The organism is Pseudomonas sp. AF32 (assembly GCF_022342325.2).
Taxonomy (GTDB): domain Bacteria; phylum Pseudomonadota; class Gammaproteobacteria; order Pseudomonadales; family Pseudomonadaceae; genus Aquipseudomonas; species Aquipseudomonas uvaldensis.
This window is the reverse complement of record NZ_RQJK02000027.1, coordinates 1-25,813: the sequence shown is the minus strand read 5'-3', so window position 1 is coordinate 25,813 and position 25,813 is coordinate 1. Positions and strand designations below refer to the sequence as shown.

At 60.1% G+C, this 25,813-nt stretch carries 24 protein-coding genes and 1 pseudogene; 14 read left to right on the top strand and 11 right to left on the bottom strand.

Annotation, left to right across the window (positions count from 1 at the left end; translation table 11 throughout):
- Positions 1 to 39 precede the first annotated feature (39 nt).
- The 6 genes from EGM97_RS22430 to EGM97_RS22405 form a co-directional block, all read right to left on the bottom strand.
- A complete protein-coding gene (locus EGM97_RS22430) occupies positions 40 to 819 on the bottom strand; it encodes an N-acetylmuramoyl-L-alanine amidase (protein WP_238962806.1) in 780 nt (259 codons plus the stop codon).
- A gap of 102 nt (positions 820 to 921) precedes the next feature.
- Positions 922 to 2,940 (bottom strand): diguanylate cyclase, encoded by a 2,019-nt coding sequence (locus EGM97_RS22425; protein ID WP_238962805.1) that lies wholly within the window; start codon positions 2,938 to 2,940, stop codon positions 922 to 924.
- Entirely contained in the window at positions 2,937 to 3,815 is an 879-nt protein-coding gene (locus tag EGM97_RS22420; protein WP_238962804.1) for an endonuclease/exonuclease/phosphatase family protein, read from the bottom strand. The genes EGM97_RS22425 and EGM97_RS22420 overlap by 4 nt, the downstream gene beginning before the upstream one ends.
- 15 nt (positions 3,816 to 3,830) lie before the next feature.
- Complete coding sequence (locus EGM97_RS22415) at positions 3,831 to 4,475, bottom strand: thiol:disulfide interchange protein DsbA/DsbL (RefSeq protein WP_238962803.1); 645 nt, start codon at positions 4,473 to 4,475, stop codon at positions 3,831 to 3,833.
- A 184-nt stretch (positions 4,476 to 4,659) separates the two neighbouring features.
- Positions 4,660 to 5,292 carry a c-type cytochrome gene (locus tag EGM97_RS22410; protein WP_238962802.1) on the bottom strand — a complete coding sequence of 211 codons (633 nt, stop codon included), beginning with the start codon at positions 5,290 to 5,292 and terminating at the stop codon, positions 4,660 to 4,662.
- Between the two features lie 46 nt (positions 5,293 to 5,338).
- On the bottom strand, positions 5,339 to 5,629 hold the full coding sequence (locus tag EGM97_RS22405) for a c-type cytochrome (RefSeq protein ID WP_003196231.1): 291 nt from the start codon (positions 5,627 to 5,629) through the stop codon (positions 5,339 to 5,341).
- A gap of 191 nt (positions 5,630 to 5,820) precedes the next feature.
- Here EGM97_RS22405 and yihA point away from each other — a divergent pair, with 191 nt between their 5' ends.
- Positions 5,821 to 6,462: a ribosome biogenesis GTP-binding protein YihA/YsxC gene (yihA, locus tag EGM97_RS22400; RefSeq protein ID WP_238962801.1), complete on the top strand. Its 642-nt coding sequence runs from the start codon at positions 5,821 to 5,823 to the stop codon at positions 6,460 to 6,462.
- Positions 6,463 to 6,736: 274 nt separating this feature from the next.
- Here the strand turns inward: yihA and polA are convergent, their stop codons facing one another.
- Positions 6,737 to 9,502: a DNA polymerase I gene (gene polA, locus EGM97_RS22395; protein ID WP_238962800.1), complete on the bottom strand. Its 2,766-nt coding sequence runs from the start codon at positions 9,500 to 9,502 to the stop codon at positions 6,737 to 6,739.
- Positions 9,503 to 9,576: 74 nt separating this feature from the next.
- Here polA and EGM97_RS22390 point away from each other — a divergent pair, with 74 nt between their 5' ends.
- Together EGM97_RS22390 and EGM97_RS22385 are read left to right on the top strand one after the other, a co-directional pair.
- A complete protein-coding gene (locus EGM97_RS22390) occupies positions 9,577 to 9,864 on the top strand; it encodes a DUF2782 domain-containing protein (RefSeq protein WP_238962799.1) in 288 nt (95 codons plus the stop codon).
- A 59-nt stretch (positions 9,865 to 9,923) separates the two neighbouring features.
- Positions 9,924 to 10,874 (top strand): homoserine kinase, encoded by a 951-nt coding sequence (locus EGM97_RS22385; RefSeq protein ID WP_238962798.1) that lies wholly within the window; start codon positions 9,924 to 9,926, stop codon positions 10,872 to 10,874.
- A gap of 185 nt (positions 10,875 to 11,059) precedes the next feature.
- Here the strand turns inward: EGM97_RS22385 and EGM97_RS22380 are convergent, their stop codons facing one another.
- Positions 11,060 to 11,983, bottom strand: coding sequence for a zinc ABC transporter substrate-binding protein (locus tag EGM97_RS22380; protein ID WP_238962797.1), 924 nt, complete (start codon positions 11,981 to 11,983; stop codon positions 11,060 to 11,062).
- Between the two features lie 66 nt (positions 11,984 to 12,049).
- On the opposite strand from EGM97_RS22380, the gene zur reads away from it, so the two are divergent.
- From zur to EGM97_RS22360, 4 genes are read left to right on the top strand one after another with little or no spacing between them, the layout of a single operon-like run.
- Positions 12,050 to 12,532 carry a zinc uptake transcriptional repressor Zur gene (gene zur / locus EGM97_RS22375; protein ID WP_238962796.1) on the top strand — a complete coding sequence of 161 codons (483 nt, stop codon included), beginning with the start codon at positions 12,050 to 12,052 and terminating at the stop codon, positions 12,530 to 12,532.
- A complete protein-coding gene (gene znuC, locus EGM97_RS22370; RefSeq protein WP_238962795.1) occupies positions 12,532 to 13,314 on the top strand; it encodes a zinc ABC transporter ATP-binding protein ZnuC in 783 nt (260 codons plus the stop codon). Before zur ends, znuC begins: the two co-directional genes overlap by 1 nt.
- Positions 13,307 to 14,095 (top strand): zinc ABC transporter permease subunit ZnuB, encoded by a 789-nt coding sequence (gene znuB / locus EGM97_RS22365; RefSeq protein ID WP_238962794.1) that lies wholly within the window; start codon positions 13,307 to 13,309, stop codon positions 14,093 to 14,095. The genes znuC and znuB overlap by 8 nt, the downstream gene beginning before the upstream one ends.
- Before the next feature lie 37 nt (positions 14,096 to 14,132).
- Positions 14,133 to 14,846 (top strand): PA5502 family lipoprotein, encoded by a 714-nt coding sequence (locus EGM97_RS22360; protein WP_238962793.1) that lies wholly within the window; start codon positions 14,133 to 14,135, stop codon positions 14,844 to 14,846.
- A 253-nt stretch (positions 14,847 to 15,099) separates the two neighbouring features.
- On the opposite strand, the gene katE is transcribed toward EGM97_RS22360, so the two are convergent.
- Positions 15,100 to 17,238 (bottom strand): catalase HPII, encoded by a 2,139-nt coding sequence (gene katE, locus EGM97_RS22355; protein ID WP_238962792.1) that lies wholly within the window; start codon positions 17,236 to 17,238, stop codon positions 15,100 to 15,102.
- 229 nt (positions 17,239 to 17,467) lie between these two features.
- Between katE and EGM97_RS22350 the strand changes: the two genes are divergently transcribed.
- The 6 genes and pseudogenes from EGM97_RS22350 to EGM97_RS22325 all read left to right on the top strand — a co-directional run bounded on the left by EGM97_RS22350 (position 17,468) and on the right by EGM97_RS22325 (position 22,695).
- The gene (locus EGM97_RS22350) at positions 17,468 to 18,475 is read left to right on the top strand and encodes a methionine ABC transporter ATP-binding protein (protein ID WP_238962858.1); all 1,008 of its coding nucleotides are present in this window, start codon (positions 17,468 to 17,470) and stop codon (positions 18,473 to 18,475) included.
- A complete protein-coding gene (locus EGM97_RS22345; protein WP_053149304.1) occupies positions 18,475 to 19,137 on the top strand; it encodes a methionine ABC transporter permease in 663 nt (220 codons plus the stop codon). The genes EGM97_RS22350 and EGM97_RS22345 overlap by 1 nt, the downstream gene beginning before the upstream one ends.
- 78 nt (positions 19,138 to 19,215) lie before the next feature.
- Positions 19,216 to 19,989 carry a MetQ/NlpA family ABC transporter substrate-binding protein gene (locus EGM97_RS22340; RefSeq protein WP_238962791.1) on the top strand — a complete coding sequence of 258 codons (774 nt, stop codon included), beginning with the start codon at positions 19,216 to 19,218 and terminating at the stop codon, positions 19,987 to 19,989.
- A gap of 172 nt (positions 19,990 to 20,161) precedes the next feature.
- The gene (locus tag EGM97_RS22335) at positions 20,162 to 20,536 is read left to right on the top strand and encodes a lysozyme inhibitor LprI family protein (protein WP_238962790.1); all 375 of its coding nucleotides are present in this window, start codon (positions 20,162 to 20,164) and stop codon (positions 20,534 to 20,536) included.
- A gap of 270 nt (positions 20,537 to 20,806) precedes the next feature.
- A pseudogene (locus EGM97_RS22330) lies at positions 20,807 to 21,931 on the top strand (GGDEF domain-containing protein).
- A gap of 53 nt (positions 21,932 to 21,984) precedes the next feature.
- A complete protein-coding gene (locus EGM97_RS22325; protein WP_238962789.1) occupies positions 21,985 to 22,695 on the top strand; it encodes an SEL1-like repeat protein in 711 nt (236 codons plus the stop codon).
- A 67-nt stretch (positions 22,696 to 22,762) separates the two neighbouring features.
- On the opposite strand, the gene EGM97_RS22320 is transcribed toward EGM97_RS22325, so the two are convergent.
- Entirely contained in the window at positions 22,763 to 23,665 is a 903-nt protein-coding gene (locus tag EGM97_RS22320; protein WP_238962788.1) for a LysR family transcriptional regulator, read from the bottom strand.
- Between the two features lie 124 nt (positions 23,666 to 23,789).
- Between EGM97_RS22320 and EGM97_RS22315 the strand changes: the two genes are divergently transcribed.
- Complete coding sequence (locus EGM97_RS22315; RefSeq protein ID WP_238962787.1) at positions 23,790 to 24,542, top strand: SDR family oxidoreductase; 753 nt, start codon at positions 23,790 to 23,792, stop codon at positions 24,540 to 24,542.
- A gap of 403 nt (positions 24,543 to 24,945) precedes the next feature.
- On the opposite strand, the gene EGM97_RS22310 is transcribed toward EGM97_RS22315, so the two are convergent.
- On the bottom strand, positions 24,946 to 25,485 hold the full coding sequence (locus tag EGM97_RS22310) for an N-acetyltransferase (RefSeq protein WP_238962786.1): 540 nt from the start codon (positions 25,483 to 25,485) through the stop codon (positions 24,946 to 24,948).
- Between the last annotated feature and the right edge of the window lie 328 nt (positions 25,486 to 25,813).

The following is a 25,813-nucleotide window of genomic DNA, read 5'->3' as shown; positions in this document are numbered from 1 at the left end:
TCTGAATTGACTTTAGGCGTTATCGGCAGACAAGCGTCATTATTTTGTCTGGGTAAGCACCTGCAAGATTGCAGCACTTTGCGCGTCCGGCGTGCCGTCGAACCGGGCCGGCCGATAACGCATCTGGAACGCAGCCAGTACGCGGCGGGTGGCCACATCCCATTCGCCAGTCTGGGGCGTCGGATAGCCCAGCCGGGCCAATTCCATCTGGAACCAGCTGGCACCGGGCAGCTGGGCAGCGAAAAGGGCTTGCTGGCGCGCCACGGCTTGCTCATCCGGCCAGATTCCCAGGCCGGCCTGCGCCAGACGTTTCCAAGGAAACAGCGGCCCTGGATCAAGCTTGCGCAAGGGGGCGATGTCGCTGTGGCCGATGATATTGCTTGGATTGATTGCGTTACGCCGAGTGATGTCCTTGAGCAGAACGATCAGGGACTGGATCTGGGCTTCGCTGTAGGGGTACCAGAGGCGACCGGTCGGCGTGTCGACGTACCCCGGATTGACGATTTCGATACCGATCGAGCTGGAGTTGAGCCAGGTCCGGCCTTGCCATTCGCTTTCGCCGGCATGCCAGGCGCGTCGGCTCTCATCCACCAATTTGTAGATAGTCGCGTTCTTGTCGTCACCGATCAGGTAATGAGCACTGACCTCGCCATGGGTCAGCAGGGCCAGGGACCGCTCCAGGGAAGCCGAGGTGTAGTGAACCACCACGAACTGCACACGATTGTCCTGATTGACCGAAGGATGGCTGGTGTCCAGCCTTGGCCCGCTGGCGCAGCCGGCCAAGGCCAATAGCAAAGCAATGATCGGAAAGAATTTCATGGGGCAGGGCGTTTGCAGGTTGAAAATAATGCAACAGTGTAACGTATCGACTTGCGATGAGCCGATCCCACATTGCTTTATTAAACAAAATGGAACAATTGCTCAGCCAAGCTCCACTCGGTTACGCCCGGCCGCTTTCGCCCTGTAAAGCGCCTGATCGGCCCTTTTGAGCACCAGATCGCTGCGTTCTCCGGTTTTAAAGCTGGTGAGACCAATGGACACCGTAATCGTCACCGGCTCGCCCTTGAAATGGAATGGGCAGGCCTCGATGGCCGCTCGAAAATGCTCGGCCAGCCCGGCACCCGCCGTTAACGGGGTGTCCGGCAGCAGCAGGACGAATTCCTCGCCGCCAAAACGGGCAATGAAGTCACTGCCGCGCAGGCGCTTACGCAACACGGCAGCAATGATCTTCAATACCCTGTCGCCAGCCAGGTGGCCGTAGTTGTCATTGATTCGCTTGAAGTGGTCGAGATCGAGTATCGCCAGCAGCAAGCTATTGCCATGCCGTTGCCACTGGGCAACCTCATGCTCCAGGCGTTCGCTCCAGGCGGCGCGGTTAGGCAGCCCGGTGAGTGGATCGATCAGGGCTTTTTGCCGCTGTTCTTCCAGATTCTCACGAACGACCTGGGCTTCCTGCTCCATCACCGCGACGCGCTCCGCCAGGCTCTTCAACCGAGCGGAAACCTCTTGCTCGCGCTGGTCCCGTTGCAGGCGGTGCTGATCCATCGTACCGAGCAAGCCTTCGAGATGGTTCTCCAGCACTTGCTTGAGTCCTTCCAGGTCATCGGCCTCCTGCATGCTGCTTTGCAAGCCATCGACCTGTTCGCGAATCTGCGTGTCCATTTCCCTGGAAGCTGAAAGATTGTCCGCATGGCCTTCACTGGCGGCCCGCAGGCTGCTCTGGAATGACTCCAACCGATCATTGAGGCGCTGTAGATAGGCTTCGAACTCGTGCTGCCCACTGTCGGTGATTGCCAGCATGAGCGTCGCAAAATCGTCGAGGATCGGCAGCAATTCATACCAGTTCAAACCGTTCTGCAGCCGTTCACGCATCGCTTCGGCCTGGGGACGGTGGCGTTCGGGCAGGGTCAGGTCACCCAGCAGGCCCAACAGCGTGTCTTCGATATGCCTGGCCACAGAGCTATAGGACGGCTCCGGCGAATCGGGCAGGGCATAATGGGCATCCTCCAGGTTGACAGGCAGCGCCTCGACGGTTTCGGGCGCATCGGGCTCCGTATCCGGAGCGGATGCATGCGGATCGGCCTCGGGCGGCTCTTCGGACACCAGCTCATCAGGGTTCTCGAACGCAGGCGCGGGCACTGTGGCTTGCGTCTGGACCGGTGCCGCCCCGGCTGTTTCGACCGACTCGATCACCGGATGCACAAACTCGGCCACGGGGGCCGGAGCGGGATCAAGCATTGGCGGGATAAAAGGGTCCGGCTCGACGATTTCGTCGGCGGGCCGTATCGGTTCCGCCGCGGGAGAGGGGGGCACAGGCTCAACGGCCAGCTGCATCGGCATCGGAGTCGATGGCAAAGCCTCAGGCGCCGCGTGGCTGGCGGCAGGTTCAGGGGACGGGGATGAACCCTCTTCATGGCCATGGCCGCCAAACAACCGCTGCAACAAGCCCGGACGATGCGCTTGCTCGGGAGCCTCCAACACTTCCAGGGCCTTGCCTTGCAAACCGCTCAGTTCGCTGAGCAGCAATGGAATTTCCCGAGCCTGGCCGACACGCGCCTCAAGGTGTTTGGCGAACTTTTTCAGCGGCCGACTGACTTCCTTGGGCAACGGCAGGGTTTGCAACTGAGTGACAAGGGCAGTCAGGGCAGTGCTCATCTGCTCGGTTCGGGTCTCGCGGCGCTGCTCGGAATCCAGCACGGCTTTTTCCAGACGAGGCAACAGGGCGGCGAGCGCGGCGTCCATCTCATCGGTGCGCACCACTTCGCGCATTTCCTTCATGCATTGGTCGACGGCCCTGTCGGTGCCTTCGGCGGCCAGCGTACTGCGCACCAGGCCACGACGCAGCAGGTCGAGCCGCGCATTCCAGCGTCGTTCGAGCTTCTCCTGCTGTTCGATGCTCCTGAGGTATTTCTCTCTCCAGCGTTCGGCGTCGTCGCTCATTCATCGGATCCGCAAGGGCCAGGACTCAACGCAGGGAATGTATCGGCCGTCAGCGAACCCGGCAAACGAATTTCGACCGCGACCGGCAGGTGGTCGGAAATGGGCTGGGCCAGGACCTCGACACGCTCAAGGGTCAAGGTCGGGCTCAGCAGGATGTGGTCCAGGCAGCGCTGGGGGCGCCAGCTGGGGAACGTCGCCTCCAGTTGCGGCGCAAGCAGGCCCAGGTCACGCAGGGGCGAGCTTTGCAGCAGGTCGTTGGCATGGGTGTTCATGTCGCCCATCAGTACCTGGTGCTTGTAGCCACCGATCATTTCGCGAATGTAGGCCAGTTGCATCGAGCGGGTCCGCGCACCGAGGGCCAGGTGCATCATGACCACCACCAGCGCCTCCGGCCCTTCGCCGAAACGCGCCAGGATCGCACCGCGCCCCTTGGGGCCCGGCAGCGGATGATCTTCGATCGCCCAGGGTCGCAGGCGGCTCAGCACGCCATTGCTGTGCTGAGCGAAGCGCCCGAGGTTGCGATTGAGTTGTTGGTACCAGTAGGGAAATGCGCCCAGTTGGGCCAGATGTTCGACCTGATTGACGTAGCCTGACCTCAAGCTGCCGCCGTCGGCCTCTTGCAGCGCCACAAGGTCGAAATCCTTCAGCAGGTCGCCGATCTTCTGCAAATTACCGGCGCGCCCGGTGTGCGGCAGCAAATGTTGCCAGCCGCGGGTCAGGTAATGCCGGTAGCGCTCGGTGCTGATGCCCACCTGAATATTGAAGCTGAGCAACCGCAAACGGTTGTCGGCGGGCAGGCCCGTTGAGGCGACATGGTGCTCGTTGACCCGCGGTTCATGCAGGCCAACGATGCGTTCGGTGCTCCAGCGGGCCATGGATGCGGTCCGCGCTTAGTTGGCAGCGGCCTTGGCGGTCGCCCGCTCCTTGGCAATCAGTTTGTCGGCCAGGGCCAGCGCTTCGTTTGCGCCGCCGGCGGAGCCGATATCGAAGCGGTACTTGCCGTTTACGATCATGGTCGGTACGCCAGTGACCTGGTATTTCTTCGCCAGATCCTTGGCCTTGGTGATCTGGGCCTTGATGGCAAAGGAGTTGAACGTCGCCAGGAACTTCTCCTTGTCGACGCCTTGGGTAGCAAGGAACTCAGCCATGTCTTCAGGATCGGTCAGGCGCTTCTTCTCATTCTGGATCGCGTTGAACACCGCGGCGTGAACCTTGTGCTCGACGCCCATGGTTTCGAGGGTCAGGAACATCTGGCCGTGGGCATCCCACGGACCGCCGAACATGGCGGGGACGCGCACGAAATTCACGTCCGAAGGCAGCTTGTCGACCCAAGGGTTGATGACCGGTTCGAATGCGTAGCAATGCGGGCAGCCGTACCAGAACAGCTCCACCACTTCGATCTTGCCAGGCACCGCCACCGGAACCGGGTTGGTCAATTCAACGTAGGGAGCCTTCGACTCTTCGGCGGTGGCTTGAGCGCCAATGCCGAACAGGCTGGCAACGACGAGCGCGGCGCTGATGATCAGATTACGCATGCTTTACTCCTGGACATGGATGGCCTCGCGAGGCGTGTCTTTCAGACAGGCCGTGGCGGGTTCGAGTTCGTAGTGTAACGGCAGCGGCCACAAAAAAGGGCGGCCAAAGCCACCCTTTTGATGTTTACCGCGACAGATTAATCGAGCGTTAACATTACAAGCTCAGCCACGCGGGTCAATGCACTCAGTGCAAGCCCTGGATGTAGCTGGCCACCGCAGCGATATCTTCGTCACTGAGCTTGCGGGCGATGGTGCGCATGGTCATCGCGTCGCCGTCGTTGGCGCGGCCGCCTTCTTCCTTGCGGAAATCGGTCAGCTGCTTGGTGACGTACTGGGCATGCTGGCCACCCAGGTGCGGGAAACCGGCGGGGGCGTTGCCCTTGCCGTCTGGGGCGTGGCAACCGGTGCAGGCAGGCAGCCCTTTTTCCAGGTTGCCGCCGCGGAACAGCGCCTCGCCACGGGCCACGAGTTTTGGATCGGCAGCGCCGACACTGCCCTTCTGGCTGGCGAAATAAGCGGAAATGTCCGCCAGGTCCTGGTCGCTCAGGTTGTTCAGCAGGCCGGTCATTTCCAGGACGGTGCGCTTGCCCGACTTGATGTCGTGCAGCTGCTTGTTCAGGTAACGCTCGCCCTGACCCGCCAGTTTCGGAAAGTTGGGCGCCATGCTGTTGCCATCCGGGCCGTGGCAGGCTCCGCATACGGCAGCTTTCGCCTGGCCGGCTTTCGCATCGGCGACGATGGAGGCACTACCGCCAGCGGCGTGGGCTACGCCGGATATCCCCAAGGTCAACAGCAGACTCACGATCAGTTTGTTCATCAGCTAATCCAACTACGGCTAAGGGTTAAAGAGTTATGGGCCGGGTTCACTCGCTCATCCACTGGATGATGGCTCGGTAATCCTCGGCACTGCAGTCCATGCACAAACCACGCGGCGGCATCGCCTTGAAACCCTGGGTCACGTGTTGCACCAGCGTCTCCATACCTTTCGCCAACCTCGGCGTCCAAGCTTCCTGATCGCCCTTGCGGGGCGCCATGGGGAGTTGGCCGGAATGACAGGCACCACAAACACGGTTGTACACAGCTTCCGGATCCTGTGTAGCCTGAGCGCTGTAAAGCGGCATCAAGACACCGGCAGCTAGCAGCCATTTCGTCATAAAACGACCTTTTCAGGGTTGAGAGCGAGCTGCGTTCTAGTGCGCAATTTCGGTCAATCGCTCTCGTGAGCCTCATCCTACGCTGGGACAAAGCGCACACAAAATCTGCGGCATTATATACTGGCGTCACTGAAACGGAAACGACACCGCTTGCCGCGTCCATTCCCGACGCCGCCCACATCGGAAATCCCATGCAACTGAAGAACCCCATCCTCGGCCTGTGCCAACAGTCCACCTTCATGCTCAGCGCCGCCAAAGTCGATCAATGCCCCGACGACGAAGGCTACGAAGTGGCGTTTGCCGGACGTTCCAACGCCGGCAAATCCAGCGCGCTGAACACTCTGACCCATGCAAGCCTGGCACGGACCTCGAAAACCCCGGGCCGCACGCAACTGTTGAATTTCTTCAAGCTAGACGATGAACGCCGTTTGGTCGACTTGCCCGGTTACGGTTACGCCAAGGTGCCGATCCCGCTCAAGCAACACTGGCAGCGTCACCTGGAAGCCTACCTGGGCAGCCGCGAGAGTTTGAAGGGATTGATTCTGATGATGGACATTCGCCATCCGATGACTGACTTCGACACACTGATGCTCGATTGGGCTGTCGCCAGCGGCATGCCCATGCACATCCTGCTGACCAAGGCCGACAAACTCACCTATGGCGCGGCGAAGAACACCTTGCTCAAGGTGCAGTCGCAAATACGCAAGGGCTGGGGCGAGGCGATCACTATCCAATTGTTCTCGGCGCCCAAGCGCATGGGCCTGGAAGAGGCCTACGGCGTGTTGGCCAACTGGATGGAGCTGGCGGACAAGGGCAGCGAACCCGCTGAATAAGCCGAATCGCAGGCAAAAAAAACCCCGGACTTCTTATGGGGAGGGGGAAGTTCGGGGTTCAAGTTCCGGACCGCTAGGGCGGGGTCCAGATATCTGCCAACACTTAACACAACATAGGAGCTATTGAAGGGCTTCACCAGCCATTCAGAAACTCTGAGTGCTGTTTCACGGTTTTAGTTCAGATTATTTTTGGAAATAACCTTAGGAATTTTCCGAGCTAACGCCGATTTTGCCCTTGGGGCAGGCTCTGCCTGCCCCAGGTTCATTGCCAGGCTCAGTGCGCCTCGTCCCAGTTATTGCCCACGCCCACTTCCACCAGCAGCGGCACGTCCAGCGTGGCGGCGGCGCTCATATGCTGGCGAATCTCTTCGCGGACCTGGTCCACCAGGTCTTCGCGCACTTCCAGCACCAGTTCGTCGTGGACCTGCAGGATGACCCTGGCATCCAGCCCTGACGCGCACAGCCAGCGATCCACCGCCACCATGGCTTTCTTGATGATGTCGGCAGCCGTGCCTTGCATCGGCGCGTTGATCGCCGTGCGCTCGGCGCCTTTGCGCAGCGCCGGGTTTTTCGCGTTGATGTCCGGCAGGTACAACCGGCGACCGAAGATGGTTTCGACGAACCCCTGCTCGGCGGCCTGCGTCCGGGTGCGCTCCATGTACGCCAGCACCCCCGGATAGCGGGCGAAGTAACGGTCGATGTAGGCCTGGGACTGCTTGCGATCGACGCCGATCTGCTTGGCCAGGCCAAACGCGCTCATCCCATAGATCAAGCCGAAGTTGATGGCCTTGGCGCTGCGACGCTGGTCATGGGTGACGGCGTCCAGCTCGACACCGAAGACCTCGGCAGCCGTGGCCCGGTGCACGTCCAGGTCATTGCGGAATGCATGGAGCAGGCCTTCGTCTTTGGCCAGGTGGGCCATGATCCGCAGTTCGATCTGCGAATAGTCCGCCGCCAGCAGCTTGTAGCCCTTGGGCGCGACGAACGCCTGGCGGATCCGCCGGCCTTCGGCGGTGCGGATCGGGATGTTCTGCAGGTTCGGGTCGATGGACGACAAGCGCCCGGTCGCGGCGACGGCCTGTTGATAATTGGTGTGGACGCGGCCGGTGCGACTGTTGATCTGCTCCGGCAGACGGTCGGTGTAGGTGCTTTTGAGCTTGCTCAGCGAGCGGTACTGCATCAGCACCTTGGGCAGCGGGTAATCCTGCTCGGCCAGTTCGGCGAGCACGGCTTCGGCGGTGGACGCTTGGCCCTTGGCGGTTTTGCTGAGCACCGGCAACCCGAGTTTTTCGTACAGGATCACCCCCAGTTGCTTCGGCGAGCCGAGGTTGAATTCTTCACCGGCGATGGCAAATGCCTCACGCTCCAGCGCCACCAGCTTCTCACCCAACTCGACGCTCTGGACACCCAGCAGATTGGCGTCCACGAGCGCGCCCTGGCGCTCGATGCGCGCCAGCACCGGCATCAATGGCATTTCGATTTCATTGAGCACTTTGCCCAGGCTCGGGATCGCGGCGAGCTTCTCCTGCAAGGCCTGATGCAGGCGGAAGGTCACGTCCGCGTCTTCGGCGGCATAGGGGCCGGCCAGTTCCAGAGCGATTTGATCGAAGGTCAGCTGCTTGACGCCTTTACCGGCGATGTCCTGGAAGTCTGTCTTGCTTTGGCCCAGGTATTTGAGCGCCAGGCTGTCCATGTCGTGGCGGGTTGCCGTGGAGTCCAGCACGTAGGATTCCAGCATGGTGTCGAAGGCGATGCCCTGGACGTAAATACCGTTGTCCTGATCGCCATCGATGGCGCAGTTGGCGAGGATGTTGGTCTCGAACTTGGCGTGCTGGCCGACTTTGAGCTTGTTCGGGTTTTCCAGCAGCGGCTTGAGGGCCTTGAGTACTGTGTCGCGGTCCAGTTGCTCCGGCACGCCCATGTAGGAATGGGTCAGCGGAATGTAGGCAGCCTCGAACGGCGCCACGGCGAACGACAAGCCTACCAGCTGCGAATGCTGGGCATCGGTGCCATTGGTTTCGGTGACGAAGGCAAACAGCGGCGCCTTTTCCAGCTTGGCCAGCCAGGTCTCGAAGCTCGCCTGATCGAGGATGACGTCGTACTTGGCCTCGGCACCCGCTTGCTCCTCGGCCACGTCGACGATTTCCTGGCCGGAGCGCTTGGCTTCGCGTTGGTTCTCTTCGAACCAGCTCTTGAATTCCAGCAGGGTGTAGAGCTCGGCGAGTTTTTCGTGATCCGGCTCACCCATTTTCAAATCGTCGAGGCCGATATCCAAGGGCACGTCGGTCTTGATCGTCGCCAACTCGTAGGACAGGAAGGCCATTTCCTTATGTTCTTCGAGCTTGGCGGGCAGGGTCTTGGCGCCGCGAATCGGCAGGGTGGGGACGATATCCAGTTGCGCATACAGCTCGGTCAGGCCGCCATTGACCCCCACCAGCAGGCCGGACGCGGTCTTCGGTCCGATACCCGGAACGCCGGGAATGTTGTCGGATGAATCGCCCATCAACGCCAGATAGTCGATGATCTGCTCCGGAGCGACACCAAATTTCTCCTTCACGCCAGCCACGTCCAGCGAACTACCGGTCATGGTATTGACCAAGGTAATGTGCCCATCGACCAATTGCGCCATGTCCTTGTCGCCCGTGGAAATCACCACCGGACGGTCGGCCGCGGCGCTGCTGCGGGCCAGGGTGCCGATCACGTCATCGGCCTCGACGTTGTCCACGCACAACAAGGGGAAGCCCAGGGCCTTGACGCTGGCATGCAGCGGCTCGATCTGAACGCGCATGTCGTCGGGCATACTCGGGCGGTTGGCCTTGTATTCGGCATACAGCGCGTCGCGAAACGTCCCACCCTTGGCGTCGAAGACTACGGCGAACGGGCTGTCCGGATACTGCTTGCGCAGGCTCTTGAGCATGTTCAGCACGCCCTTGACCGCGCCGGTCGGCAGGCCTTTGGACGTATTCAGCGGTGGCAGCGCATGGAAGGCGCGGTACAGATAAGAAGAACCGTCCACCAGGACGAGGGGGGCTTGGCTCATGAGCAGGATCAACCTTTTCGGCGGGTCCGGGGCTAGAATAGCGGGACCGTTGACGACAAAGGGACAAGGTTATCATGCGTACACTAAATCGCCTGTTACTGGCTGGCTTGTTTGCAATCGCCCCACTGGCCGTCATGGCGGCGGATGACGCCCCCTCGGCGGACCCGGACGTCACCATTCGCACGGAGGGCGACAAAACCATCCAGGAGTATCGGCAAAACGGTTTCCTGTACGCGATCAAGGTCACGCCCAAGAACGGCAAACCTTATTTCCTGGTGCGTGCCGACGGTAGCGATGCAAACTTCATTCGTTCGGACCAGCCGGATATGCTGATCCCTTCGTGGAAAATCTTTGAGTGGTAATACCGCTCTCGACTTCAACCGGCGCCCGCTGAAGGGCGCCCGTACTGGCAGTTTTAACCATGTCTGTGTTCACCCCCCTGGCTCGGCCCGAGCTGGAAACCTTTCTCGCCCCTTATGGGCTTGGCCGTCTGCTTGATTTCCAGGGGATCGCCGCCGGCAGCGAAAACACCAATTTCTTTATCAGCCTTGAGCAGGGCGAATTCGTCCTGACCCTGGTGGAGCGCGGCCCGGTCCAGGAAATGCCGTTCTTCATCGAACTGCTGGACGTGCTGCACGACGCCGACCTGCCAGTCCCTTATGCCTTGCGCACCACCGATGGTGTGGCGCTGCGGGAGCTGGCCGGTAAACCGGCGCTGCTGCAGCCGCGCCTGGCGGGCAAACACATCAAGCAGGCCAATGCGCAGCATTGCGCCCAGGTCGGCGAGTTGCTGGCGCATCTGCACCTGGCGACAAAGGACAAGATGATCAAGCGCAAGACCGACCGCGGGCTGGACTGGATGCAGGAGGAGGGCGCCAAGCTCCTGTCGCATCTGGACACCGAGGCCCGTCGCCTGCTTGAAGCGGCGCTGGATGAAATCGCTGTGCAAAAAACCGGGATCCTGGCGCTGCCCCGGGCCAACATCCACGCGGACCTGTTCCGCGATAATGCGATGTTCGAGGGCACGCACCTGACCGGGCTGATCGATTTCTACAACGCCTGCTCCGGGCCGATGCTGTATGACGTTGCCATTGCCCTGAACGATTGGTGTTCGGATGACGACGGTGTGCTCGATGGCGCCAGGGCCCGAGCATTACTCGGCGCTTATGCCGCCCTGCGTCCCTTCACTGCCGCCGAGGCCGTGCTATGGCCGACCATGCTGCGGGTGGCGTGCGTGCGGTTCTGGTTGTCGCGGTTGATCGCGGCCGAGTCGTTTGCCGGGCAGGATGTGCTGATTCACGATCCGATGGAGTTTCAGCAGCGGTTGGGGCAGCGGCAAGCGGTCAGCACACCACTGCCTTTTGCCCTGTGAGCACTACACCATAACCAGCCGAACAACCTACCTGTGACGAGGGGATTTATCCCCGCTGGGACGCGAAACGTCCCCAAGAAATATCTGCCGCAACAGGTGGGTCAGCTAATTAAGCAGGGGGCTGCTTCGCAGCCCAGCGGGGATAAATCCCCTCGCCACAGATGAAAGCGGGTTTCGCGCGGGTGTTATAGGGACTCCAGGCATCCCGCCAGATCATTGCCCAACTTCTCCAACAACTGCTCATACCCCTGCGCCGTCGCCGGGGTATAGCCGCCCAGAGCATCCAGTTCCGCCAGTTTCACCGGCAACCCGGCCACCAGGGTTTCGGCCAGGCGCGGCCGCAGGGGCGGTTCGCTGAAGACGCAGGTCTTCCCCACCGCCTGCAAGCGCGTGCGCATCGCCGCCACGTGCTGGGCCCCCGGCTGGACCTCGGCGGCCACGGCGAAAACCCCCGCATGCTTGAGCCCGTAGGTGTCTTCGAAATAGTCGAACGCTTCGTGGAACACGAAATAGGGTTTGCCCGCGATCCCGGCCAGGCGCGACTTCAAGCGTGTGTCCAAGGCATCGAGGCGCTGGTTGAAACCCTTCAGATTGCTTTGATAGCGAGCCGCATTGGCAGGATCGGCTGCGCTCAGATCAGCGGCCATTCTGGCAGCGATTACCCGGGCATTGACGGGCGACAGCCACAGGTGAGCGTCGATCGTACCGGGGCGATGGTCATGATCGTGCTCGTCGCCGTCATCGTCGGCATGGGATTGGCTGTCCTCGGCAAAGTGTCGCAGCTTGAGTCCCGGCAGCTGCTGCACCGCAACGGAGGGCAGCGTACGACCATTCAACACCCGTGGCAGGAAACCTTCCATGTCGGGGCCGATCCAGTAGAGCAGGTCCACCGATTGCACCTTCCGTACGTCGGATGGCCGCAAGGCATAGTGGTGAGGCGAAGCTCCGGGCGGCAGCAGCACCTCGGGAACGGCCACGCCGTCCTGCACTGCGGCGGCAATCAACTGCAGCGGCTTGATGCTGGTGAGGACCTTTACCTCGGCCTGCACGGGCCCGGTCAGCAGAAAACTTGCGACAAAAGCGACAAACAACGAAAAAAATCGAGACACGATGACCACTCAAGGAGGCGAGAACCGGTAACATAATAACGTCTCTCACTGAACACGTCGCTGCCCATGCCTATCACACCCCTCGCCAGTCGCCCCCACGATCACTCTCACTGCGTGCACAGCGCGCTGTCCGAGGCCGACGCCATCTGCGCGCGCCAAGGGTTGCGCCTGACCGCCTTGCGTCGTCGCGTACTGGAACTGGTCTGGCAAAGCCACAAGCCGTTGGGCGCCTACGACATCCTGGCGGTGCTCAGCGAACAGGACGGCCGCCGTGCCGCACCGCCCACGGTTTACCGGGCACTGGACTTCCTCCTGGAAAACGGCCTGGTGCATCGCATTTCCTCATTGAACGCCTTCGTCGGCTGCAACCATCCGGAGCACGCTCACCAAGGCCAGTTCCTGATCTGCCGCGAATGCCACGCGGCCATCGAGCTGGAACAGAAGTCCATCAGCGATGCCATCGTTGCCAGCGCCAAGGAGGTCGGTTTCGAGGTCGACACCCAGACCGTCGAAGTGGTCGGTCTCTGCTCCGGTTGCCAGGGGGCCTGATGAGCAACCCGTTGATCCGTCTCGAACAGGTGGCCGTGACCTTTGCCGGGCAGCATGTGTTGGACAACATTCACCTGAGCGTCGAGCCTGGGCAGATCGTCACCCTGATCGGCCCCAACGGCGCCGGCAAGACCACTCTGGTGCGCGCCGTGCTGGGTTTGCTCAAGCCGGACAGCGGCAGCGTCTGGCGCAAGCCCAAGCTGCGGGTTGGCTACATGCCGCAAAAGCTGCACGTGGACCCGACGTTGCCGCTGTCGGTACTGCGCTTCCTGCGCCTGGTGCCTGGGGTGGATCGTGCGCGAGCCCTGGCGGCGCTCGACGAAGTCGGCGCCGAGCACGTAATCGACAGCCCGGTACAGAGCATTTCCGGCGGTGAAATGCAGCGTGTACTCCTGGCCCGCGCCCTGCTGCGCGAACCCGAACTGCTGGTGCTCGACGAGCCGGTGCAAGGGGTCGATGTGGCCGGCCAGGCCGAGCTGTACAGCCTGATTACACGCTTGCGCGACCGCCACGGCTGCGGCGTGCTGATGGTGTCCCATGACCTTCATCTGGTGATGAGCACCACCGACCAGGTGGTCTGCCTCAACCGTCATGTCTGCTGTTCCGGGCATCCCGAGCAGGTCAGCGGCGACCCGGCGTTCGTCGAGCTGTTCGGCAAGAACGCCCCTAGCCTGGCGATCTATCACCACCACCATGACCACGCCCACGACCTGCACGGTTCGGTGGTTATCGGCGCCCCGGTTACCCCCCACGTTCGTGGAGATGGCTGCAAGCATGGCTGATTTTCTGTTGTACGCCCTGCTTGCAGGTCTGGCCCTCGCGCTGGTGGCCGGCCCCCTGGGCTCGTTCGTGGTCTGGCGGCGCATGGCCTATTTCGGCGACACCCTGTCCCACGCGGCCTTGCTCGGCGTGGCCCTGGGGTTCTTGCTGGACATCAGCCCCACGGTGGCAGTGAGCGTCGGCTGCCTGTTGCTGGCAGTGGTGCTGGTGACCCTGCAACAGCGCCAACCGCTGGCATCCGATACGCTGCTGGGGATCCTGGCTCCCAGCACCCTGTCCCTTGGGCTGGTGGTGCTGAGCTTCATGCACGATGTGCGGATCGACCTGATGGCCTACCTCTTCGGCGACCTGCTGGCGATCAGCCCGATGGACCTGTCGTGGATCCTGGGCGGCAGCGCGGCGGTCCTGCTATTGCTGGTTGCACTCTGGCGCCCTTTGCTGGCCGTCACCGTGCACGAGGAACTGGCGCGAGTCGAAGGCTTGCCCGTGGTTGGATTGCGGCTGGCGCTGATGCTGCTGATTGCGGTGGTCATTGCCGTGGCGATGAAGATCGTCGGTGTATTGCTGATTACTTCTTTGTTGATCATCCCGGCCGCTGCGGCACAACGTCACGCCCGTTCGCCGGAGCAGATGGCCCTGGGCGCAAGCCTGCTGGGCATGCTCGCAGTGTGTGGCGGACTGGCGTTATCGTGGTTCAAGGACACCCCGGCCGGACCGTCGATTGTGGTCAGCGCGGCCGTATTGTTTCTGCTGAGTTTTGTCCTGCCTCGCCGAGGGGTGTAGACTTGCTCGCTTTTTGCGCAAATAGAGAGTCGCAGGAATGAAGCCGTTCGCCTCCCGTTATCTGCTCCTTGTCGCATTTTCACTGCTGCTGGGCGCTTGCAAGAGTTCGCCGCCCGTCACCGAGGCTCCCGATATCCGGGGCCCGGCCATCGCGCAGCTGGAACAAAGCCTGGCCAGCAACGAGCTGGCCACCGCTGAGGATCAATTGGCAGCGTTGCAGGCCCAGAAGCCTGAAGACCCGGCCCTGGAGCCGTATCAACGGCAACTGGCCGAGGCGTATTTGCGCCGCAGCCAGATCGATCTGCAAAAGGGTGACGTAAACGCCGCCGCAACAGCCCTGAGCCGCGCCCGTGCTCTGATGCCGAAAGCGCCAGCCTTGACTGGCGAGGTCAACAGCGCCATTGCCGAAGCCCGCAAGGCCGAGCTGGAAAAAGCCGAAGCCGACCTCAAGGCCGCCGAAACCAAACCGGTCGCCAAGCTGATCGACCCCAGCGCAGAGAGCACCACGGTTGCTTTGAATATCGGCGATATTCAACAGATGCGTCGGCAACTCGACGCTATCGCCGCCGATGTGGTGAATTTCCAGTGCGACGTCAGTATCCAGGCTCCGCGTACCGATGATTATCCGTGGCTGGCGAATTTGCTGACCAAGCGGGTTAAAAAGCTCGATCCCGGATTTGAACTGAAACTGCGCAAACAGATTGTGCGTAGCGTTCCGGCGCAGATGGTGCTGACACCGCGTAAATCTTAAAAGCATCGCGAGCAGGTTCGCTCCCACAGGGGGTTGGTGGCGGATACGAAATCTGTACAACACCAAAATCCACTGTGGGAGCGAGCCTGCTCGCGATGGCGGTGGGGCAGGCAAGAAGATGTCAAATGTGCCGCCGCCTTCGCGGGTAAACCCGCTCCCACAGGGTTCTTTGGTGGATACAGAATCTGTATGCACACCAGATCCACTGTGGGAGCGAGCCTGCTCGCGATGGCGTCCTGACGGTCGCCTCTCATCAAGCCGGAACCGCCTTGGCCTTGGGCTCCCGTGTCCAGACTCGATGCTGGGCAATCGCCGCAAAAAACCGCGAGAAACCGCCCGTTTCAGCATCCTCTATCAATCCTGCATCCACCTCCAGCTTCAACTCCACCAGCAACTGCCGAGCCTCGCCATGAAGCCCGATGGCTTTCAGATGCTTGTAGGCTTCCAGCACGTAATGCAGCGCCACGCCGTCCCGGCTCAGGGCCTTGATCGACTCTGCGCCGCCCGGTACGAACACTGCATCGAAGGCAATCGACGGCAAGCCTTCCATGGACGCATCCACCGCCAGCGGCTGTCCATCGGCCGTGGTCACCGGCGCCGAAGTCGGGCCAAGCACTTTGGCGTGAGCGCCCTCGGCCTTCAGGGCCTGTTTGAGCGCATCGATAATCGCCCCATCCACCCCGTTCGCCACCAGCACCGCAACTTTGCGGGTTTTGATATCACCCGACAGCAAGTTCGCCTGGCTCAAGGCCGGGGATTTCTCCAACGAAGGCGTCGGCACATCGACCGTACCGGCAGTTGGCGCCGCCAGCCCGAGGTTTTTCGCAACCCGTGCTGCCAGCTCCAGATCGATGTTGGCAAGGATCTCATTGACCTGCCGCGCCCGAATGAACTTGCGCTCCACCTTGCCCAGCTCAAAGCTGTAGGCGGCGATGATGTGCTCCTGCTCATGGGGGCTCATGCTTCGGTAGAACAGCCGCGCTTGCGAAAAATGGTCGCTGAAGGACTCGCTGCGCTGACGGATCTTGTAGGCGTCGATGCGTTCCGGATAGCTCTCGAAGCCACCGTCCTGGGGGCCGGGCGGGGTTTCCTTCGGCCAGCCACCGTCGATGGAGTTGGGCTCGTAGGAGGTGCGGCCCTTGTCGATGGTGCTGCGGTGCATGGCGTCGCGCTGGCCGTTGTGGACCGGGGTGATTGCCCGGTTGATCGGCAGCTCATGAAAATTCGGCCCGCCGAGTCGGCTGATCTGCGTATCGGTGTAGGAAAACAGCCGGCCTTGCAGAAGCGGGTCGTTGGTGAAGTCGATACCCGGCACGATGTGCCCGGGGCAGAACGCGACTTGCTCAACCTCGGCAAAGAAGTTGTCCGGGTTGCGGTTCAGCACCATCTTGCCCAATGGCGTGACGGGCACCAATTCTTCCGGGATCAGCTTGGTAGGGTCGAGCAGATCGAAGTCGAACTTGTGTTCGTCTTCCTCGGCGACGATCTGTACGCCCAGTTCCCATTCCGGGTAGTCCCCCATCTCGATCGCCTCCCAGAGATCGCGACGGTGGTAGTCGGTATCTTTACCTGCCAGTTTCTGAGCCTCGTCCCACACCAATGAACAAGTGCCGACTTTGGGCCGCCAGTGGAATTTGACGAAGCTGCTGCGGCCCTCGGCATTGATCATGCGGAAAGTGTGCACGCCGAAACCCTGCATGCTGCGCAGGCTCTTCGGAATGGCCCGGTCGGACATCGCCCAGATCACCATATGAGCCGATTCAGGCACGAGCGAGACGAAATCCCAGAACGTGTCATGGGCGGAGCCGCCGGTAGGAATTTCATTGTGGGGTTCGGGTTTCACCGCATGGACAAAATCCGGGAACTTCACCGCATCCTGGATAAAGAACACTGGCATGTTGTTGCCCACCAGGTCGAAGTTGCCCTCGTCGGTAAAGAATTTCACCGCAAAGCCCCGCACGTCCCGCACGGTATCGCCGGAACCTCGTGGCCCTTGAACGGTGGAAAAACGTACGAACACCGGAGTTTTCTTCTCCGGGTCCTGTAGGAAACCGGCCTTGGTTAGCGCCGAATGCGCCTCGTAGCACTGAAAGTAACCATGAGCGCCTGTACCACGGGCGTGAACGATGCGCTCCGGGATACGTTCATGGTCAAAGTGCGTGATTTTTTCACGCATGATGAAGTCTTCCAGCAGCGAAGGCCCGCGGGCCCCGGCGCGGAGGGTGTTCTGGTTGTCGGCGATCTTCACGCCCTGATTGGTGCGCAACGCCTGCTCGGTGGCATCGGCGCGAAATGGCTCCAGGCTCTCGAGCTTGGCGTTGGTATTGTTGCGGTCCAGGGTGTCTGTCCCGGCCAGTTGGCTCTTGTTGAGCGCGGGTTTGTCGATACTCATCAGGCGTAACTCCTCTTTTCGATCCCAGCCGGGGCCGGGATGCTTGAGTGGTCTAATGAGTGACCTGTACCGCTTCGCTGTGTTCCTTTTTTATGCCCGCTGATCGCGTTATTGCCAAATGACAGGTTTGATTGCAAATAAATGCTAAGAACCTCTATACGGACAGGCTAAAATGCGCGCCCGGCTAACCGCTGATCCCTTTTCCAACGCGCCCCACAAGGTTCGCTACGTGATCGAGTTTCAAAACGTCCATAAAACCTACCGCGTCGCCGGTAGGGACATCCCCGCGCTGCACCCGACCAGCCTGACGATTGAAAACGGTCAGGTCTTCGGCCTGATTGGTCATTCCGGGGCGGGAAAAAGTACCCTGCTGCGCCTGATCAATCGCCTGGAAGATGCCAGCGGCGGCAAGATCATCGTCGATGGCGAGGAAATCACCGCCCTGGATGCCAATGGCTTGCGACGTTTCCGTCAGCAGGTCGGGATGATTTTCCAGCACTTCAACCTGCTGGCTTCCAAGACCGTTGCCGACAACGTGGCGCTGCCCCTGACACTGGCCGGTGAATTGTCCCGCAACGAAATCGACCAGCGCGTCGCCGAGCTTCTGGCCCGTGTCGGTTTGTCCGACCATGCCCCCAAATACCCGGCGCAACTGTCCGGCGGCCAGAAGCAGCGCGTCGGCATCGCCCGCGCCCTGGCGACCAAACCGAAGATTTTGCTGTGCGACGAGGCCACCAGCGCCCTCGACCCGCAAACCACCGCGTCGGTGCTGCAATTGCTGGCCGAGATCAACCGCGAGCTGAAACTGACCATCGTGCTGATCACCCATGAAATGGACGTGATCCGCCGGGTCTGCGATGAAGTGGCGGTGATGGACGCCGGTGTGATCGTCGAGCAAGGCCCGGTGGCCGAGGTGTTCCTGCACCCCAAACACGCGACCACCAAGCGTTTCGTCCAGGAAGACGAGCAGATCGACGAAAGCGAACAGCGCGACGACTTCGCCCACGTACCGGGGCGCATCGTGCGTCTGACGTTCCAGGGCGATGCGACCTACGCGCCGCTGCTCGGAACCGTCGCCCGGGAAACCGGTGTGGACTACAGCATCCTGGCCGGTCGTATCGACCGCATCAAAGACACCCCCTACGGGCAACTGACCCTCGCCATCACCGGCGGTGACATGGAGGCGGCGTTCGCCCGCTTCACCGCGGCCGATGTCCATATGGAGGTGCTGCGCTGATGGAATTTTTTGCAAACATCGACTGGCTGGAAATCTGGCTGGCCACCGGCGACACCTTCCTGATGCTGTTCGGTTCGCTGCTGTTCACCGTATTGCTCGGCCTGCCGCTGGGGGTACTGCTGTTCCTGTGCAGCCCGCGCCAGTTGCTCGAAGCTCGGGGCGTTTATGCGCTGCTGTCGCTGATCGTCAATATCCTGCGCTCGCTGCCGTTCATCATTCTGTTGATCGTGATGATCCCGTTCACGGTGTTGATCACTGGCACCTCGCTGGGGGTAGCCGGGGCGATTCCACCATTGGTGGTCGGCGCCACGCCGTTCTTCGCTCGCCTGGTGGAAACTGCCTTGCGCGAAGTCGACCGCGGCATCATCGAAGCGACTCAGGCCATGGGCGCGACGACCCGGCAGATCATCGTCAACGCCTTGCTACCGGAGGCCCGTCCGGGCATCTTTGCCGCGATTACGGTGACAGCGATTACGCTGGTGTCCTACACGGCCATGGCCGGCGTCGTTGGCGCCGGCGGCCTGGGCGACCTGGCGATCCGTTTCGGTTACCAGCGCTTCCAGACCGATGTGATGGTGGTCACGGTGGTGTTGCTGTTGGTGCTGGTCCAGGTGCTGCAAACCGTGGGCGACAAACTGGTTGTGCATTTCTCTCGAAAATAAGGCCTCGCGCCCATAAACCATGAGCCAGCCATTCGCTGGCAGGCGCCGAGAGCGGGCGCCTCTAAAGGAGTTAGCTGAATGAAGAAAATACTGGTTGCCTTCGCTGCCGCTGCAGCTTTTTCCGCCCACGCCGCCGACACCCTGACCGTCGCGGCCACGCCGGTGCCCCACGCGGAAATCCTCGAATTCGTCAAACCGGCCCTGGCCAAGGAAGGCGTAGACCTCAAGGTCAAGGTCTTCACTGACTACATCCAGCCCAACGTACAAGTCGCCGAAAAACGCCTGGACGCCAACTTCTTCCAGCACCAGCCGTACCTGGATGAGTTCAACAAAGCCAAGGGCACTCACCTGGTGAGCGTGGCCGGCGTGCACCTGGAACCCCTGGGCGCGTATTCCAGCAAGTACAAAAAACTGGAAGAACTGCCGGGCGGTGCCAACGTGGTGATCCCTAACGACGCCACCAATGGTGGTCGTGCGCTTTTGCTGCTGGCTAAGGCTGGGGTGATCAAATTGAAGGATTCGAACAACATCCTGTCGACGACCAAGGACATTACCGAGAACACCAAGGACTTGAAATTCCGTGAGCTGGAAGCCGCAACCATTCCGCGGGTGCTGACCCAGGTGGACCTGGCGCTGATCAATACCAACTACGCGCTGGAAGCCAAACTCGATCCGTCCAAGGATGCGCTGGTGATCGAAGGCAGCGACTCGCCTTACGTGAACATCCTGGTGGCGCGTGATGACGACAAGGGCAGTGAGGCGATGAAGAAACTGGTCGCTGCTTTGCACACGCCGGAAGTGAAAGCCTTCATTCTGGAGAAGTACAAAGGCGCGGTTTTGCCGGCGTTCTGATCTGATCGGGTGACGAAGAAACGGGACTGCATCGCAATGCAGGCCCGTTTTTTTTGCCCGCCATCAGTGACCTGTCCCCTCGTCATAGGATCTGCTTCATTGTTCTTCGATCCTCATGATAAATTTCCGCCGCGACCTCTAATGAATAGAGGACATTCAGGGAGAGAAGAAAGTGATCAAGTCTTTGTTGGTTGGGGCATTGCTGACAATGGCATCGGCATCGGCATTTGCGATGAGTTGCGATAACCCTAGAAACGCCTATGACAGAACCTATTGCGCGTCGCTGAAAATGGTTCAGTCGGATCAGGACATCAATGATCAATACAAGAAGACGATGAGCGCCCTGAACCCGGATCAAAAGAAAAAAGTGAAAGCCGCTCAAATCGAGTGGATCAAGATTCGTGACAATGCCTGCTCCAACGACGGCCTGCTCTACCTGGACTGTGCCAACGAGAAGACCGAGTCGCGTATCGTCATACTCAAAGCTATCGAGCGCGAATGCCGTGCCGCTGGTTGCGACGATACCAAGCTGTCGCAAGTCGAGTGATCCGGCCAAGGGTAGCTGATATCCATCGCTGAGAAGAAGCGGTGGGACAAGCGAAAAGCCGTACCGAAAAACCCGACGTCATGCGTCGGGTTTTTCTTTGGCAGGTTGCCTGTAGGGATGGTTAGGGCCGCTTCGCAGCCCAGCGGGAGCAAGTTTCCTCGCCACGGGGTTTTGGTTCAATCAAGACCGTGGGTGTAATTCAGTTGTTCGCGTTGCTGGCAGGATGCCACAATCGCTTTTTTTCAGTTGCATCACGATCAGGTGGATCACATGCATGGCTCAGGATCACGAAGTGACCAGGACTTCTTCATAGCCGAGCAGGTGCGAACTGACCGACTGCAGCAACTTTTCCGCCAATCCGTTTCAGCGGTGTTGGGGAGTTACCTCGCCGCTATCATGCTGTGTGGGTTGTGTTGGGATCGTTTCGATCAGGACCTCGTTCTTTGGTGGCTGGCGATACTGACCGGATCGACACTGATACGCATCTCGATGTTCGTGGCCTATTTCCGCAGTGATGAAAGCAAGCGCACGCCCCAGCTCTGGGAGCGCAAGTACTGGATCACCCTGGTGCTATCCGCCAGCATCTGGGGCGTTGGCGCATTCGTGGTCATGCCGGCAGACGATCTCCTGTCGCAAGCGCTGGTCATGCTCTTTACCGTCGGCATGTCCGTCAGCGCGGTGTCCTGCTACTCCGCCTACCGCGACATGACATTGCTCTCCATCGGCCTGGTCCTGTTGCCGTCCACCGCCTGGCTACTGTTTCAACCGACCAGAATCCAACTCGGTATTGCGCTCTCGATCATCGTATTTGCCGTATTCGCTGCCCGCGCCACCCAAAATGTCCCAGGCACTGGAAACCGCCTTTCGCCTCACCCGTGAGATGGAACAAGCCAACAGCGTTTCCACCCGCGCAGCCCAGACCGATGAACTGACCGGACTGATGAGCCGACGCGCCTTCTTCGAGCATGCCCAACAACTTTATGACAAATGTGAAACCAACCGGCTGGGATTGTGCGCGTTCATGCTGGACATGGATCACTTCAAGCACATCAACGACACCTATGGGCATCAGGTCGGGGATCAGGTGTTGCGGCAGATGGGCCTGGTCATCAGCTCCTCCTTCCGGGCACGGATGTCCACGGCCGGTTGGGAGGAGAGGAGTTCGCGATTCTGCTTCCAGACACCTCCCTCGACGCCGCCATCGAGATTGGGGAAGCGCTTATCCAAACGATTGGCGAATTGATGATCGAGCCTGTCCACCGAATCACCGCCAGCCTTGGAGTAGCGTTCACCGAGGCTGGGCACAAGGATCTTCATAGCTTGATGAATAATGCGGATAAGGCGCTGTATCGAGCGAAGGCGTTGGGGCGTAATCAGGTGGCGGTTGCCCAGTAAGACTTCGTTTATGCGTCATATAGGGGTGACTAGTTAATGCAAAAGGCCAATCCATGTCGCTGAACCATTGGTGCTACACGATGGCAGCGTGCCTGTTACCCCAACTGGGTATGGCCAGCATGTTGCACATAGACCCTCAGGGTGAAAGCTTCTATCAACAGGCCGTCCCATATCTGCTACAAGCGAACAGCAAGTTCGAGGCAGTGACAGCCGACACACCCACCGCAAGCGCAGAGGAGAAGGAACGCTCCCTAGCCCTGGCGGCAGAAGCGGGAACACTGCTCAAGCCGGCGATGGCGCTGCTTGAACAAGCAGCGTCCCTTGACCATCCGGTGGCCCAATATCGTCTTGGCCTGATCTATGCGTTGTTGTATCCAAGCGAAGTGATAAAGGAAAAGGCCTGCCCCTTGTTCGAACGAAGCCTGGCCCAAGGCTTCGCTCCGCCGGCACTTAACATTTCATATTGGTGCCCGGCATTCACCGACACATCTGAGTACCAAGAAGCGTTGCGGACCGTAGAAGCCAGCATGTCTTTCTATGAAAAATATTTCCCACAACCTGCCGTGAGGCTTGAGTGCTGGCCCGACGAACCTGTAGGTCTGGCCATGCAATGGGGTGGCAGTCGCGATTATCAAGCGGAAATTTATCGGCTACAGGGTGATAGCAATCGTGCGCAGCGCGTGAAGTATTACCAGAAGGCGCTAGAGGTCAACGACTGTTACAAGGCCAAAAAACGCTTGAAGATCCTGCTGAATCCAAACTGAGACATGGAGCAGCAGCCCTCTGCCGATAGCTCAACCGAAGCAGTGGAATTGGCCGCAGCGTTGCGAACTAGTGTTGATCATGCCCAGTGTTAAGCCCAGGAACCTTGGAAAACGCTTCGGCAATAAAGTCCATGAACACAATCGCCCGCTTGGGCAGCAACCGATTGGCGACGTAGAGAAACTGGACCGGCACCGGCGGTGCTTCGTAGTCGCAAAGTACCTGACACAACCGGCCGCTCTCCAGCCCTTCCTCGTATAACCACCTTGGCCCGCTGGCGATCCCGAGGCCGGCGATGACGGCTTCTTGTATGGCCTGGGGCGAGTTGACCCGGAATCGCCCCGAGACGTTGATGACGGTATCGCGGAAATGCCAGGTATTACCGGTGCTCAACAACGAGTACAGGATGCAGTCATGGTTGTGCAGGTCTTCCGGTGTCTGCGGGATGCCACGGCGTTCCAGGTAGTCTGCCGCCGCGACATAGACCCGTGTGTAATGGCCAATCCGGCGGGCGCGCAGTGCGCTGTCGGTCGGATGGCCGATGCGGATGGCCAACTCGGCGCCTTCCTCCACCAGATCCACGAGTCGATCACTGAGCTGCAAATCCAGTGACAAGCCGGGGTAGCGCGCCAGAAAAGCGGGGACGTACGGCATCAGGAAGGCATGAGCCAACGCGGTCGGGCAGGCCACCCGCAGCAATCCGGTCGGCTCGGACTCATCGCTCAAGGACGACTCCGACTCCGCAACCGCATCGAGGATCCGGCTGACGTCCGCGTAGTAGCGTTCGCCTTCCGGCGTCAGCACCAACCGGCGTGTGGTGCGCTGGAGCAATCGGGTACCTAGATGATCCTCCAGCGCGGCCACGTATCGGCTGACGTTGGGTTGACCCATGCCCAGGTCCCGCGCCGCCGCCGAAAAACTACCCGTCTCGACGGTGCGTTTGAAACAGGTCATGAGTAGAAAGCGATCCACTTGAAGCCCTCTCCGATTAATTCGCATTTGGCATTAAAGATATGCAAGACCAGGATCTTATCAACTAAACGGCATAGACGGATCATGAGCGCCGCATCCCGCTCTCATGATCTGGAGTTCACTCATGTCTCGCTTACTCAATAAACGCACCCTTATCACCGGTGGCACCAGCGGCATCGGGCTGGCAACCGCCAAGCAGTTTCTCGCCGAAGGTGCCCGCGTCATCGTCACCGGGGTCAATTCCGACTCTATCGCAGCGGCCAAGGCCGAGCTTGGCAGCGACGTGCTGGTGCTGCGCGCCGACTCGGCCAGCGTGAGCGCACAAAAGGAATTGGCCCAGGCCGTGGAAGTCCATTACGGCAAGGTGGACGTGGTCTTTCTCAACGCTGGCGTGTCCGTTTGGCAACCGGTCGAGCAATGGACGGAAGAAACGTTCGACCGCTCCTTCGACATCAACGTCAAGGGGCCGTACTTCTTGATCCAATCGCTCCTGCCCGTGTTTGCCAATCCCGCGTCGGTGGTGCTCAACACCTCGATCAGTACACACGTAGGCTCGACACATTCCTCGGTTTACGCCGCAACCAAAGCGGCGTTCCTCAGCCTGTCGAAAACGCTGTCGAGCGAACTGATGCAACGCGGTATTCGCTTCAACGCCGTCAGCCCAGGGCCGGTGGATACGCCGCTGTATGACAAGCTGGGGATTCCGGATGCCTATCGCCAGCAGCTCAACGCCGACATCATCAAGAGCATCCCTGCGGGACGGTTTGGCACGCCGGAAGAGGTCGCCAAGGCGGTGTTGTACCTGGCTTCGGATGAGTCGCGGTGGACGATCGGTAGCGAGATTGTCGTGGACGGTGGGCGGTTGCTGAACGATTGATACCGCGTCCCGGTTTGCCGATCTGTTAAGGACCAAACGGCGCAAAATCTGTGGGGGCATTGCCTTGCTAGCGATAGCGGTAGACCAGGCAACACAGTGGTTGACTGACCTGCCCCAATCGCTAGCAAGCTATGCTCCCACAGGTTTGCGGCTTGGCTGATCGGGCATTATCCCGTTCGGCTATGTTTTATGTCGACAACGCTCAGGCTTTAGCGCCAGCCATTCGGCCAATAGGCTCAAGCTCCTTGCCTTTAGCGAGGCTAACCGACAAGAAGTGGCGTTCTATACGGGTCGCAGAACCCGCCAGACGGCGGGCTTCGGCTTCGTACTGAGCGGCAAGCGACAGCTTTGGAGTGCGCTTAGCAGCTTTCATGGAAAACCTCGAAATAGGATTGGGGTCATGTTATGTCTCGTTAACTGCGATGACAAGGCGCCGCCGGTCGTCAAAATCGAAGCCCAGACGTTGATACCAAAGGATGGCACCGGGGTCAGGCTCAAAAGCTTCAATCTCACGTAGTTTCAACATTCGAGCGTATCGGCCGATTGCGATCAAAACTAAACCGGCGACTTCACCCTTTAAAGGGTGGGTGACATCTGGCTTGGCCTCCAGGAGGACGACCTTGATGGACAAGGCGCTCGATTTCGGCGTCGCAAAGCAAAGCCCACATAATTCATGGTCATACCACAGCGAAAGATCAAACGCTTTCCTGTCGCGACTCTTCCAGCTGGGTACATCCTCCCAAGGATAAAGTTGGGCCTGTGAGCCCCACAGAAAGCATTGATCCAGCGCCTCCTGGGTGATCGGCTCGTACCTTATCCGCACAGCATCAATACCCTTTTTTGCTAAGGCCTCAGGGTCCTCCATCAAAAATTCTTTGGCGAGTTGCATTGCGGTCGAGCGGAACACCTGGTGTTTAAGATCGCTGCTGCGAGGTCGTTTCATGCGGAAATACGGTGATGGGCAATGACCGGAAAACGATAGAGTTCGCAGGCAAGCCGCACAATCAGGAGGGTTCCGGCGTAGCTGTAGGCAAAGGCGACTGATTTTGTGGGCTGGCGAATGCCCTGATCGGAAGTTTAGGCAAAGCCCTAAAGAGCTGTGCAATCCTGTGGCAAGGGAGCTTGCTCCCGCTCGGCGGCGCAGCCGTCGCAAACCGACATGTAGTGGTCAACTAATCCCGGACACGATGTTAAGTTTTTTCTCGGCCTGAGCTGGGGCCAGTCCATTGTTGAATTGGTGCGGTCTGATCCAGTTGTACCGATGCATCAGG